This window comes from Falsiroseomonas algicola (assembly GCF_011040385.1).
GTDB classification, from domain to species: domain Bacteria; phylum Pseudomonadota; class Alphaproteobacteria; order Acetobacterales; family Acetobacteraceae; genus Falsiroseomonas; species Falsiroseomonas algicola.
In genome coordinates this window covers 213,775-226,822 of record NZ_JAAIKB010000002.1, presented here as the reverse complement: position 1 = coordinate 226,822, position 13,048 = coordinate 213,775, and the positions used below count along the sequence as shown (strand labels likewise).

General features: G+C 72.3%; 12 protein-coding genes. 6 read left to right on the top strand and 6 right to left on the bottom strand.

The window, feature by feature from the left end; all coding sequences use genetic code 11:
* Positions 1 to 111 precede the first annotated feature (111 nt).
* The 5 genes from G3576_RS06395 to G3576_RS06375 all read left to right on the top strand — a co-directional run bounded on the left by G3576_RS06395 (position 112) and on the right by G3576_RS06375 (position 5,144).
* A complete protein-coding gene (locus G3576_RS06395; RefSeq protein WP_164693523.1) occupies positions 112 to 1,092 on the top strand; it encodes a magnesium transporter CorA family protein in 981 nt (326 codons plus the stop codon).
* Between the two features lie 2 nt (positions 1,093 to 1,094).
* Positions 1,095 to 1,925, top strand: coding sequence for a class I SAM-dependent methyltransferase (locus G3576_RS06390; RefSeq protein WP_164693522.1), 831 nt, complete (start codon positions 1,095 to 1,097; stop codon positions 1,923 to 1,925).
* Positions 1,926 to 1,956: 31 nt separating this feature from the next.
* Positions 1,957 to 3,321, top strand: a complete 1,365-nt coding sequence (locus G3576_RS06385) for an MmgE/PrpD family protein (protein WP_164693521.1) — start codon at positions 1,957 to 1,959, stop codon at positions 3,319 to 3,321.
* Positions 3,322 to 3,371: 50 nt separating this feature from the next.
* On the top strand, positions 3,372 to 4,070 hold the full coding sequence (locus tag G3576_RS06380) for an SDR family oxidoreductase (RefSeq protein WP_164693520.1): 699 nt from the start codon (positions 3,372 to 3,374) through the stop codon (positions 4,068 to 4,070).
* A 99-nt stretch (positions 4,071 to 4,169) separates the two neighbouring features.
* A complete protein-coding gene (locus tag G3576_RS06375) occupies positions 4,170 to 5,144 on the top strand; it encodes a Bug family tripartite tricarboxylate transporter substrate binding protein (protein ID WP_164693519.1) in 975 nt (324 codons plus the stop codon).
* A 177-nt stretch (positions 5,145 to 5,321) separates the two neighbouring features.
* Here the strand turns inward: G3576_RS06375 and G3576_RS32205 are convergent, their stop codons facing one another.
* The gene (locus G3576_RS32205) at positions 5,322 to 5,537 is read right to left on the bottom strand and encodes a DUF1289 domain-containing protein (RefSeq protein ID WP_164693518.1); all 216 of its coding nucleotides are present in this window, start codon (positions 5,535 to 5,537) and stop codon (positions 5,322 to 5,324) included.
* Positions 5,534 to 6,880: an FAD-dependent oxidoreductase gene (locus G3576_RS06365; RefSeq protein WP_164693517.1), complete on the bottom strand. Its 1,347-nt coding sequence runs from the start codon at positions 6,878 to 6,880 to the stop codon at positions 5,534 to 5,536. The genes G3576_RS32205 and G3576_RS06365 overlap by 4 nt, the downstream gene beginning before the upstream one ends.
* A 277-nt stretch (positions 6,881 to 7,157) precedes the next feature.
* Here G3576_RS06365 and G3576_RS06360 point away from each other — a divergent pair, with 277 nt between their 5' ends.
* Positions 7,158 to 8,123, top strand: a complete 966-nt coding sequence (locus G3576_RS06360; protein ID WP_164693516.1) for a Bug family tripartite tricarboxylate transporter substrate binding protein — start codon at positions 7,158 to 7,160, stop codon at positions 8,121 to 8,123.
* Between the two features lie 65 nt (positions 8,124 to 8,188).
* Here the strand turns inward: G3576_RS06360 and G3576_RS06355 are convergent, their stop codons facing one another.
* The 4 genes from G3576_RS06355 to G3576_RS06340 form a co-directional block, all read right to left on the bottom strand.
* The gene (locus G3576_RS06355) at positions 8,189 to 10,138 is read right to left on the bottom strand and encodes an oxidoreductase (RefSeq protein WP_164693515.1); all 1,950 of its coding nucleotides are present in this window, start codon (positions 10,136 to 10,138) and stop codon (positions 8,189 to 8,191) included.
* Between the two features lie 118 nt (positions 10,139 to 10,256).
* Positions 10,257 to 11,225 (bottom strand): ABC transporter ATP-binding protein, encoded by a 969-nt coding sequence (locus tag G3576_RS06350; RefSeq protein ID WP_164693514.1) that lies wholly within the window; start codon positions 11,223 to 11,225, stop codon positions 10,257 to 10,259.
* Positions 11,225 to 12,106, bottom strand: coding sequence for an ABC transporter permease (locus tag G3576_RS06345; RefSeq protein ID WP_164693513.1), 882 nt, complete (start codon positions 12,104 to 12,106; stop codon positions 11,225 to 11,227). The genes G3576_RS06350 and G3576_RS06345 overlap by 1 nt, the downstream gene beginning before the upstream one ends.
* Positions 12,103 to 13,044, bottom strand: a complete 942-nt coding sequence (locus tag G3576_RS06340; protein WP_164693512.1) for an ABC transporter permease — start codon at positions 13,042 to 13,044, stop codon at positions 12,103 to 12,105. Before G3576_RS06340 ends, G3576_RS06345 begins: the two co-directional genes overlap by 4 nt.
* Positions 13,045 to 13,048: the final 4 nt, after the last annotated feature.

Genomic DNA, 13,048 nt, shown 5'->3' with positions numbered 1-13,048 from the left:
TAGAAGTTCCATTTAATGGAACCAAGGTTGCGGAATACGGAACGCTAGGCCGCTCCGCGGCCCAGCGTCAACCACCTTTCGCCGCCCGGCCGCCGTTCTATGCTGGCGCCCATGCTGCGCACCTTCTCCGCCCTTGATGGCCACCTGCATGTGGAGGAAGACGCTCCCGCGGGTGCGCTTCCCCTGGGCGCGCTGTGGCTCGACCTGCAGAGCCCGACGCCGCAGGAGGAAGCGGCGGTGGAGCGCCTGGTCGGGCTCGATATCCCGACCCGGGCGGAGGCCGCCGCGATCGGGGAGAGTGCCAGGCTCTACATCGAGGAGGGCGCGCTGGTGATGACGGCGGCGGTGGTCGCCGGCGTCTCGGAGGGACGGCGGCCGGTCGCGGCCGATGTCACCTTCGTGCTGACTTCCTCGCTGCTGGTGACGGTGCGCGATTCCGATCCCCTGCCCTTCCGCGCCTTCGTGCAGAAATGCAAGCGGGAGCCCGCGGTGCGGGAACGGCCGGAGACTGTCTTCCTCGCGCTGGTCGAGACGATCATCGATCGCGCGGCGCAGTTGCTGGATGGCGCGCAGGCGGATCTGGAACGCGTCTCGGCGGAGGCCTTCGCGGATGCGGACCGCAAGGCCCGTCGGGTGCCGATCGATTCCCGTATCCTGGTGAAGCGGCTGGGCCGCATCAATGCGCTGGTGGCGAGGCTGCGGGAAAGCCTGCTTGGCCTCGGCCGCATGCTCGCCTTCTTCCGGCAGAATGCGGCGGAAGGGCTGCCGGAATCCGCGATGCGCCGCCTGGCCGCGATGGAGGGCGACATCCGTGCGCTGGCGGAGTTCGACGCGCAGCTCTCCAACGAATTGAGCTTCGTGCTGGAGGCGCTGTTCGGCCTGACCAATGCGGAACAGAACCGCATCATCCGCGTCTTCACCATCGCCTCCGTCCTCTTCCTGCCGCCAACCCTGGTCGGCACGGTCTACGGCATGAATTTCGAGGTGATGCCGGAACTGAAATGGGCCTTCGGCTATCCGATGGCGATCGGGTTGATGGTGGGCTCCGCCGTGCTGCCCTACTGGCTGTTCCGCCGCAACGGCTGGCTCTAGGCGTGGCGCCCAATGATCTTCTCGGCCGGCTGCGGACGAGGCTTCCGGATGGCGCCCGGGCCGCGCTGAACCGCGCGCTCTACGAGATCGCCTATCGCATCCCCGCCGTGGCCGGCAGCGGTTTCTTCAATGGGGGGCTGATGCCGCTCTCGCAGGAGCTGATGGAATTGCCAGGGCTCGGCGGCACGCCTTCCCAGGCGAACCTCTACCACTTCGTGATGCTGGACCAACTGGCCGGGCTGGTGTGGGAACCGGCGCGGCTGCTGGAGATCGGCTGCGGCGCGGGGGGCGGGCTGCTCTATGCGCGGTCGGCCTGGCCGCGCAGCGCACTGACGGGGATCGATGCCAGCGGCAGCGCCGTGGCCGCGGCACGGCGGCGGCTGGGCGAGGCGGCGGGCGTCACGGTGATGCGGGCGCGAGGCGAGGCGCTGCCCTTCCCGGATGGACGCTTCGACGTCGTCATCAGCATCGGCACGCTGACCAATGTCGGCGCCGGTGCCTTCCTGCGGGAGGCGGCGCGGGTGATGGCACCAGGGGCCTTCCTCTCGCTCTCGGCCGGCACGGGATGGAGCGCGGAACACTATGCCGCGATGCTCGAGCGCGAGGGCATGGCGGCCGGGCTGGCGCTGGTCCGCTTCGAGGAGATCACTGCCGGCGCCATGGCGGCGATCGAGGCGGATGCCGAGGCCCATGCGGCGATGATCGCTCGGTTGCCCTTCTTCCTGCGCGGCCAGGCCCGGGAATGGGCGGCGCTGCCGGGCAGCGTGCGGCATGCCCGCTACCTCGCGGGGGCCAGGCGGGACATGGCGGCGGTGTTCCAGCGCGTGGCATGACGGGCTAGCCTCTGCGCAAAGGAGAACGGCCATGGACAACCCCCTGATCCGGCTTGCCGACTACGCGGCTTCCTGGCGCACGGCGCCGATGCCGGCCGAGGTCGAGCATCACGCGCGCCGCGCGCTGCTGGATTGGTTCGCCGCCATGCTGCCGGGCTGCCTGCAGCCGCCGGCGACGCTGCTGGCCTCGGCCCTGGCCAGCGAGCGCGGCGGCGGCGGCGCCTTCTGCTACGTCGATGGGGAGGCCGGGGGCATCCGCCACGCGGCGCTGCTGAACGCCACCGCGAGCCATGTGGTGGAGTTCGACGACATCCATCGCGACAGCGGGTTGCATCCGGGCGGGCCCACCATCGCGGCCGCGCTGGCCGCGGCGCAGGCGCGGGGCGCGTCGATGGAGACGCTGCTTCGCGCCGTGGTGGCGGGCTATGAGGTCGGCGGGCGCATCGGGCTCGCGATCCAGCCGAGCCATTACCGCAACTGGCACATCACCGGCACGGTCGGCACGATCTGCGCCGCCGTCTCCACCGGCGTGGTGCTGGGCCTCGATGCCACGCGGATGGCGCATGCCATCGCGACGGCGGCGACCATGGCGGGCGGGCTGCAGCAGGCCTTCCGGGGGGAGGGCATGTCGAAGCCTTTGCATCCCGGACATGCGGCGGAAGCCGGTGCGCTGGCGGCGCTGGCGGCGTCCGGCGGCGTGACCGGGGCGCTGGACGTGCTGCACGGGCCGGTCGGCTTCGCGGCCGCGACCAGCGAGGATGCCGGCAAGTGGGACCAGGCCCTGGCCGGGCTGGGGGAGGCCGTGCCGCTCATCACCGGCATCACCTTCAAGAACCATGGCTGCTGCGGGCACATCTTCGCGGCCCTCGATGGGCTGGACGCGCTGCGGGCGGCGCATGGCTTCGGCGCCGATGACGTCGCGGCCATCCATGTCGGTGGCTATGGCCCGACCAAGGACATCTGCGACAGGCCGGAAGTCTCGACCGAGCAGCAGGCGCGGTTCAGCCTGCAATACTGCGCCGGCGCCCTGCTCGTGCTGGGCGGCGTGCGGGTCGCGGCCTTCACGCCGGAACGGCTGGCGGATCCGCGCATCCGGGCCGTGATGCCGCGGGTCAGCGTCTCGCTCGACCCGGAACTCGCCAGCGCCTATCCGGCGCGGCGGGCGGCGCGGCTTCGCGTCACGCTCACCGATGGGCGCGTGCTGGACCACTTCCAGCCGACAAGGAAGGGCGACCCCGACGCGCCGCTGACCGATGCCGATCTGGCCGCCAAGTTCCGCGAGCTGGCCGTGCCGGTGGTGGGGGCGCCCCCGGCGGAGGCGCTGCTGGAGGCGCTGACGAAGGGCCAGTCCCTGCCCGGCCGGGTGCCGCTGCTGGCCCGCGCCCGCGCCGCCTGAACCAGCGGCCCGGCGGCCGCGTTGCCGGGCGGCAACCGGAGACGACGAGCATGAAGGATCGCGTGGCGCTGGTGACGGGTGCCGCGCGCGGCATCGGCCGAGGCATCGTGGAACGGCTGGCGCGGGATGGCTTCCGCGTCGTCGGCGTCGATGTCGAGGACGGGCCGCCCGGCCCGGCGCGGATGGTCCGCGCCGATGTGGGCGACCCCGCCGCCGTCGCCGACCTGGTCGCCGGGATCGAGGCGACCGAAGGAAGGCTCGATGCCGTCATCAGCAATGCCGGCATCATGCGGCGCTGCCCGCCGGAGGAGCTGGCGCCAACGGTCTGGGACCAGGTGATCCGCACCAACCTGACGGCGGCCTTCCTGCTGGCCCGCGCCTCGGCGCCCCTGCTGCGACGGCAGGAGGGTGCCATCGTCACCATCGCCTCCACCCGGGCCCGGCAGTCGGAGCCGGATACGGAGGCCTATGCGGCGTCCAAGGGCGGGCTGGTGGCGCTGACCCATGCGCTGGCCATCAGCCTCGGCCCGGCCATCCGGGTGAACTGCGTCAGCCCGGGCTGGATCGCGACCGCCGGCGCGGAATTGCGGCCGGAGGACCACACCCAGCACCCCGCGGGCCGCGTCGGCACGGTGGAGGATGTGGGGGGGCTGGTTGCCTGGCTGGTGGGGCCCGAGGCCGGCTTCGTGACCGGGGCGGAGTTCGTGGTGGATGGGGGCATGACGCGGAAGATGATCTACGCGGAATAGCACGATTGAACGTCGCTGTTTGCGACGTTCTTGATTTTCACCATGCGTCACTGTATCTGCGGGGCCCCGGCGTGATTTGCGCCGGCAGAGGACCCGATCATGACCGCCACCGCCACGCTTCGCCGCCGCTCCCTCCTCGGGCTTGCCGCCGCGGGGCTCTGCGCGCCGGGGCTCGCCCGCGCGCAGGGCTGGCCGGAGCGGTCGATCCGCCTCATCGTCCCCGTGGCGCCGGGCGGCAGCCAGGACATCGTCGCGCGGCTCTCGGCGCGGGCGATCGGGGAGGCGCTGGGGCAGTCTGTGACGGTGGAGAACCTGCCGGGCGGCGGGTCCAATATCGGCTATGCCGCGGCGGCGCGGGCGCCGGCCGACGGCTACACCCTGCTCGCGGGGTCCGACACGCTGTCCATCACGGGCGCGCTGACGCCGCGGCTGAGCTATGATCCGCTGGGCTTCGCGGCGGTGCACCGGACGGTGCGGGTGCCGCAGATCCTGGTGGTGCGGGCGGACCATCCGGCCAAGGATTTCGCCGAGTGGTTCGCGGCCTCCCGCCGCCAGCCGCCGGCGGTGGGCACGCCGGGCAATGGGAGTCTCGCGCATCTGCTGCTGGAACAGCTCTCCCGCGCCGCGGACAGTGCCTGGACCCATGCGCCCTATCGCGGCGGGGCGCTGGCGGTGAACGACCTGCTCTCCGGCCACCTCCAGGGCGTCATGATCAATATCGGCGCGGTCACCGACCATGTCCGCGGCGGGCGGCTGCGCGGCCTGGTGGTCAGCGCCGATGCCCGCACCACGGCGCTGCCGGAGGTGCCGACGCTGGGTGAGCTCGGCCTCGGCGCCATCACCGCGGTGGGCTGGCACGGGCTGGTCGCGCCGGCGGGCACGGACCCCGCCATCATCGCCCGGATCAACGCCGCCAGCCGCGCCGCGGCGAAGCGGCCGGACCTGGCGGAGCGCTTCGCCGGACTCGGCGTGGAGCCGACCGATGAGGGGCCGGAGGTGCTGGCCGCCGCGATCCGGGAGGATGCGACGCGCTATGCCGAGGTGGTGCGGCGGTTCAACATCCGCGCGGAGTGAATTGGGGGCTGTGGCTTTTTTGCCACTAAGCCGATTTAGCCGATTATGCCGTTTATGCGCGTTTAGCACCGATTTTCGAGGCCGCCGGGCTGCCTCCCCAGGGGCGGTCCGGGCGCAATTGGGCCGCTTGGTGGCCTTGAACATACCGGGAACAAAAGCCTCCGCGCAAGCCCCGCGTCAGGCCGGTGGCAGCCGGGGCGTGAGGTCGCCGCGGAGGCCGCGTGCCTCCAGCGCCGCGATGCGGGCGGGCAGTTGCGCCAGCAGGCGGGCCCGCGTGGCGTCCGGCATCCAGGGCCAGGCGCCGATCTCCTCCCCCGTCCGACCGCAGCCGATGCAGTGGCCGGTCGCGCGGTCCAGCACGCAGACCTGGATGCAGGGGGACGGTGCCGTCACGCGCCCGCGGCCGCGCGGCCCGCGAGGAAGCCGAGGGCGAAGCTCTGCGCCAGGCCGTTGCCGGGGATGTAGCCGGCGGTGCCCGTGCCGCTGATGCCGCAGGCGACGCCACCGGCGGCGTAGAGGCGCGGGATCGGGCTGCCATCGGGGCGCAGCACGCGCGCCACCGCATCGACGCGCGCGCCGCCCTGGGTATGGGCGAGGGCGCCGGTGATCTCGGCGGCGTAGAAGGGGGCGGCGATCGGGGCCTTCCAGTTGCGGCGGCCGAAGGGGTCGGTGGCCTCGCCGCGGGCGCAGGCGGCGGCGTGGGACAGGGTCTCGGCCAGCACGGACTCCGGCAGGGCGAAGCGGGCGGCGATCTCGGCCACGGTCTCGCAGCGCGTCATGGCGCCGAGTTCGACGGCGCGGCGGAAGGGGCCGCCGGCCTGGGCGGCCTGCTGCGCGTGTTCGTCCCAGATCTCCACGGCGCGGCCCTCGGGCTGGGAGAGGAGCACGCCCGTCATCTCGCTGGGGCCCATGTCTTCCGCGCAGAAGCGCCGCCCCTCCCGGTTGACCATGACCGAGCCGAGCGCGGGGAGCGAGGCGCCGAAGCGGGGCCGCACCGTGCCGATCAAATGCGGGGAGACGTGGGGCTGGCCCTGATAGGCGTCCATGCATTGCATCTCCGCGCCGAGGTCCGCGCAGATTCGCACGCCGAAGCCGGTGGAGCCGGCGCCGCCGGCATGGACGGCGTGGCGGGCGGGGGGTGCGAAGCGGGCGAGGAGGTCGGGCGCGCCGCCATAGCCGCCGGTGGCGAGGATGGTGGCGCCGGCCTCCACGCGGTGGGTGGTGCCGTCCTGGACGAATTCGGCGCCGGTGATGTCGGGCAGCAGGGCGGTGACTTCCGCGCCCTCGATGAAGGTGAGGTTGGGGAAGCGGGCGAGGGCGGCGCGGAGCAGGGTGTTGAATTCGGCGCCGCTTTCGCCGGCGGTGGCGTGCAGGCGCTTCACCGCGTGGCCGGGCCAGTTGGTGGTGGTGTGGAGATGGAGGGGCACGCCGGCGGGGCCATCGATGAAGTCGGCGGCGGGGGCGGCCTGTTCGGCGACCGTGCGCAGCAGCAGGTCCGGCACGGTGTCGCCGTTCTTGGCGCGGACATCGGCGATGAAGAGGTCCGGGCTGTCCTCGATCCCGAGTTCGCGCTGCCAGCGCGTGCCGGGGGCGGAGAAGAGGCCGCCGGAGGTGGCGAAGGTGGAGGGCTGGCCGGAATCGAGCAGGAGGGTCCGGGCGCCGTGGTGGGCGGCGGCAAGGGCGGCGACCAGGCCTGCGGCGCCGGCACCGGCGACAAGGACGTCATGCGTGTTCATGGCCGCGACCATCGCGCGGGTTGGCGGTGGTGTGAAGGCGGCTGGAGACGGTCCAGGGGCGGTTCGCCCCTGGTGGGTGGGGTGTGGGGAGGGCAAGGCCCTCCCCACTGATCTGAAGGCGGTAAGTGACTGATCTGTTTGTGGTAGCGCTGCTATCACTGGTGACGCGGACCCCCACCCCGGCCCTCCCCCGCAAGCGCGGGGGAGGGAGCTTCAGGCGCTTGACAGGCGGCGCGTGGGCCGGCGGACTGCCGCCGCCAACCGGGGGTGCCTGACGATGTTTCGACGCAGCCTGCTTGCCGCCAGCCTTGCCGTGCCCGCGCTGAAGGGGGCCTTCGCGCAGGGGAGTTGGCCCGATCGGCCCGTGCGGCTGGTCAATCCCTTCACGCCGGGCTCGGCGGTGGATGTCGTGGCCAGGCTGATCACGGCCGATCTGTCGGAGCGGCTCGGGCAGCAATTCCTGGTGGACAACCGGACCGGCGCTTCCGGGAACATCGGCACGGAGTTCGTCGCGCGGGCGCGGCCGGATGGGCAGACGCTGCTGGTCGGATCGCCCGGGACCATGGGGATCAACCCCTTCCTGTTCCGCACCCTGCCCTATGACGCCACGCGGGATTTCGTGGCGGTGTCGCATACCGTGTCCTTCCCCCAGGTCGTGGTGGTGAACCCGAGCGGGCCGATCCGCAGCATCGGGGATCTGGTGGCGGCGGCGCGGGCCAGGCCGGGGACGCTGAACTACGGCTCCTCCGGCGCCGGCTCGACCTCCCACCTCGCGGTGGAGCTGCTGCGGGCGGCGACGGGGATCGACATGGTGCATGTGCCGTTCCGCGGCGGCAGCCAGGCGGTGCAGGCGGTGATGCAGGGGGAGGTGCAGGTGGCGGTGGAGGGCTTGCCCTCCCTCCCCGGCTTCCTCTCGGGCGGCCAGCTGCGGCCGATCGGCGTCACCTCCGCCGAACGCTCGCCCAAGATTCCCGAGGTGCCGGCGGTGGCGGAGACGGTGCTGGGCTTCGATGCCGCGGCGTGGGTGATCATCTTCGCGCCGACGGGGACGCCGGCGCCCTTCATCGAGCGCCTGTCGGCGGAGATCGCGACTTCCCTCAACCGGCCCGGCGTGCGGGACCGGCTGCTGGATCTGGGGGCGACGGTGGTGGGCAGCGACCCCGCCACCACGACGGCCTTCCACCGGCGGGAGCTGGAGAAGTGGAAGCGGGCGGTGGAGCTGTCGGGCGCGCGGGCGGATTGAGCGACCGCGCGGTCAGGGAATAACGGCGGCGCGTCGCCGGATTGGGTGAACGCGCGGTCGGGGAATCAGGCGGCCTCCCCGGCCGCCTGGCCTTCGCGGACAGCGGACATCATCAGGCGGGGGGCGAGGGCATCGCCCACCGCCCGCACCTTCACGCCGGCGGCCTGAAGCGGCGCCATGAGGTCGTCGCGCGGCGTGCGCGGCGTGGCATGGGCGAAGAGGGTGACGCCGGGAATCTCGGTTTCCGCCCCCGTCAGCAGATGGCGGAGCGTGAGGGCGCCGCGCGAGAGGCGGATGGGTTCCTGGCAGGTCATGATCCAGACCTTGGCGGCGGCCAGGCGGCGATGGATGGCCTGCATGGTGAGCACCGGGCTGTCGCGCGCGATCACCTCCCGCGGCGTCACCAGCATGACGCGGTCGTAGCGGGACGCGATCAGCAGCGTGGCGTCATAGGCGCCGGAGGTCGCATCCATGTCGAAGACCACGGCGAGGCTGCCGCGGCGGGCGGGATCGGCGAGCAGCGCCTGGCTGGCGGCGCGGATGTCGAGCGCGGCGCCGTCCTGGTCCGTGAAGCCGGGCGGCGGGACCATGGTGGCGCCGGTGGCCAGCACCACGGCATCGGGGCGCAGCGCCAGCACGTCATCGGCCGTGGCGGGGGCGCCGAGGCGGCAATCGACGCCGGCGGCACGGGCGCGCCGCATGGATTGCGCGACGGCGAAGCCGATGTCGCCGCAGCCGGGCAGGCGCGCATGCAGGGCGGCGGCACCGCCCTGCCCCGTGCCGAGGAGGGTGACGGCGTGGCCGCGCTCGGCGGCGGCCGTCGCGGCCTGGAGGCCGGCCATGCCGGCGCCCACGACGACGACGCGCTTGGCAGCAGGCGCGCGGGGCACGGCGGGGGCGGCATCGCGCGGCGTGCCGATATGCGGGTTCACGGAACAGGCGATGGCGGCGCCGCGATGGATCTCCCCCCAGCAGGTGTTGCAGTGGATGCAGGGGGTGATAGTGGCGGCCAGGTTGGCCTCCGCCTTGGCGGGCCAGAAGGGGTCGGCCAGCAGCGGGCGGGCCAGCATGATGAGGTCGGCCGTGCCGGTCGCCAGCAGGTCCTCCGCGATGGCGGGGGTGGGCACACGGCCGATGAAACCGATGGGCACGGGACCGGCGGCATCCCGCATCGCCGCGACGAGGTCGCGATAGGGCGCGACGGGATCGTGCATGTCCGGCGCGTGGCGATGCAGCGCCCAGCCATGGGCGTGGCTGCCCTGGCTGAAGGTCAGCACGTCCGGGGGCGCATCGGCGACGATGGCGGCGACGAGGCGCGCGGCCTCCGCCTGGTCGATGGAGCCGGGGACGAAGTCATGCGCGGGCATCTTCAGCGCGACGACGAAGCCGGCGCCGCAGCGATCCCTGATGGCGCGGAGGATGGCGCGGGTGAAGCGCGTGCGGCCGGCGACGTCGCCGCCCCAGGCATCGGTGCGGCGGTTGGTGACGGGGGAGAGGAACTGGAGGGGGAGGAAGCCATGGGCGGCGGAGACCTCCACCCCAGCGAAGCCGGCGCGGAGCAGGCGGTGCGCGGTTTCGGCGTAGTCCTCGACCAGGCCCTCGATCTCCCCGGATGTGAGGGTGCGGGGGACGGTCCAGGACATGCCGTCCGCGACGGGGGAGGCGCCGACGGAATCGAGGCCCCGGGCGCCGTGATGGGCGCTGCCGCCATGCCAGAGCTGGCCGATGGGGAGCGCGGCATGGCGGGCGATGGCGGCCGCCAGCTTCTCCAGGCCCGGGCGGGTGGCGTCGTCATAGGCGGCGATGCGGACGGGGGTGGCGGCGGAGGGGGCCGCGCAGAGCGCCTCCGTGATGACCATCGCGGCGCCGCCGGCGGCGCGGGCGGCGAGGTGGTTCACCAGCGTGTCGGTGACGCGGCCGCCCGCGGGGAAGCGCGTGGACATGGCGGCATAGGCGATGCGGTTGCGAAGCGTGCGGCCGGCGAGGGTGATCGGGGTGAAGAGGGTGCTCGGCATCGTTCTTCTGTCCTGGACGGGCAGGACGATGCCGGGTGGGGGTGCGGGTGGCAATGCGGGGGGGTTGCGCCGTCCCCCACCCTGCCCTCCCCCGCAAGCGCGGGGGAGGGTTGCGTCATCAGCCATGCAGGTGGCAGGCGACGCCGCCCTGGCCGGGGCCGGCGCTGGTCCAGGCGGGCATGTCGCGCGAACATTGCGGCATGGCGTGGATGCAGCGGGGGTGGAAGGGGCAGCCGGGGGGCGGGTTCGCCGCGGAGGGAATCTCCCCGATGATGCGGGGGAGCACGCCGCGGCGGGAGGGGTCCGGGATCGGCGAGGCGTCGCGCAGCATCTGGGCGTAGGGATGAAGCGGGTTCGCGAGGACGCGCGCGGCGGGCCCCTCCTCCACGATGCGGCCGAGATACATCACGGCGACGCGGTCGCAGAACCAGCGGATGACGCTGAGGTCGTGGCTGACGAACAGGAAGGACAGGCCGCGACGCTCCCGCAATTCCTTCAGCAGCAGCAGCACCTGCGCCTGGACGGAGACGTCGAGGGCGGAGACGGGTTCGTCAGCGACGATGAGTTCCGGCTCCACCGTCAGCGCGCGGGCGATGCCGATGCGCTGGCGCTGGCCGCCGCTGAATTCATGCGGGAAGCGGTCGAGGGCGGCGGCGGGGAGGCCCACCTCCTCCAGCAGCGCGCCGGCGCGGCGGCGGGCTTCCGCGCCGGTTGCGATGCCGTGCACCTGCATGGGCTCCATCAGGGCGGAGCCGATGGATTGGCGCGGGTCGAGCGAGGAATAGGGGTCCTGGAAGACGATCTGCATGCGGCGGCGCAGCGCCTTGAGCGCGGGGCCGCGGGCGGCCAGCACATCCTCCCCCTTCCAGCGCACGCTGCCGCCATCGGGCTCGATCAGGCGGAGCAGGGCGCGGGCGGCGGTGGATTTGCCGCAGCCGGATTCGCCGACCAGGCCGAAGGCCTCGCCGGGGTTGATGGTGAAGGAGATGTCCTCCACCGCGCGGACCGTGACGGTCTTCGGCGTCGGGAAGCCCTTCTTCGAGACGAAGTGCTTGCGGAGGTTGGTGACCTCGAGGACCGGCGCCATCACTCGTTCCGCAGCTTGGGGTCGGTGGCGTCCCGGAGGCCGTCGCCGACCATGTTGAGGCCGAGCACCAGCAGCAGGATGGCGATGCCAGGGAAGATGGCGAGCCAGGGGGCGTCGAGGATGTTCTCGAAGCCGTCGCGGGTCATGCCGCCCCAGGTCGGCGTCGGCGGCTTCACGCCGAGGCCGATGAAGGAGAGGGACGCTTCGACGCGCACGGCGGTGGCGAGCCAGAGCGTGCCCATCACCATCACCTCCGACAGGATGTTCGGCAGGATGTGGCGGAACAGGATGCGGGTGTGGCTGAAGCCGAGCGCGCGGCCGGCCTCCACGAAGGCGCGTTCCTTCAGCGCGAGCACGGGCGCGCGGGCGACGCGGGCGAAGGGGGCGATGGCCGTCAGCGCGATGGCGACGACGAGGTTGACGAGGTCCGGCCCCAGCAGCGCCACGACGATGAGGCCGAGGATCAGCGAGGGGAAGGACAGCAGCACGTCCATCACCTGCATGACGAAGAGGTCGAACTTCCCGCCGATATAGCCGGAGACCAGGCCGATGGCGCCGCCGATGACCATGGCGGCGGCGATGGCGCCGAGCGAGACGGTGAGCGAGATCTGCGCGCCCCACATGAGGCGGGAGAGGATGTCGCGCCCGAACTGGTCGGTGCCGAGCCAGTAGTCGGCGGAAGGCGGCTGCAGGCGGCTGATGATGTCCTGCTCGGCGGGGTCATGCGGCGCGAGCCAGGGGGCGAAGACGGCGGCCAGCACGATGGCCAGGCAGATCAGCACGCCGGCCAGGGTGGTGGGGTTGCTGCGCGCCTTGCCGAGTGCCCGCTTCCAGGCGGGAATGGCGGCGGGGGCGACGAGTTCGGCTGCCGTGTCGCTCATGCCTGCTTCACCCGCGGGTCGAGGATTCCGTAGAGCAGGTCGGTGACGAGGTTCACCACGACGATGAGGAAGCAGTAGATGACCATCAGGCCCTGGAGCATCGTGTAGTCCCGCTGGTTCAGCGCGCCGACGATGATCTTGCCGAGGCCGGGACGGTTGAAGACGATCTCCGTCAGCACGGAATTGCCGAGCAGGATGCCGACATAGAGGCCGACGACGGTGACGATGGGGATGGAGGCGTTGCGCAGCCCATGCACCCAGACGACGCGGCGCCAGGGCACGCCCTTGGCGCGGGCGGTGCGGATGTAGTCTTCCCCGAGTGATTGCAGCATGGCGCTGCGCGTCACCCGCGTGATGTAGGCGGCCATGACGAGGCCGAGCGTGATGGCCGGCAGGATCAGCTTGTGTAGCCGGTCGCCGTAGTCTTCGAGATTGGCTGACCCGATGACGGGAAAGATCCGCCAGTGCAGCGCGAAGGCCAGCAGCAGAAAAATGCCGGAGACGAAGACGGGGAAGGAGAGTCCGATCAGGGAGAGGATGCGCGCGCCGACATCGATGATGCCGTTGCGGTGCAGCGCGGCCCAGATGCCGACGGGCACGCCGACGATGATGCCGAAGATCATCGCCGCCACGGTCAGGTCGATGGTGTGGGGCAGAACGGACGCGACCTCCGCCATGATCGGGCGGTTGGTCACCATGGAGTTGCCGAAATCGCCCATCAGCGCGTTGCCGATGAAGCTCAGGTATTGCGACCAGAGCGGTGCGTCGAGGCCGAGGCGGGTGCGGAGTGCCGCGATCGCCTCCGGCGTCGCCTGGTCGCCGAGGATGACGAGGGCGGGGTCGCCCGGGACGATGCGGACGATGACGAAGACGAGCGTCAGCACCGCGATCAGCGTCGGGATGGCGGCGAGGAGACGGCGGAGGATGAAGCCGATCATGAGG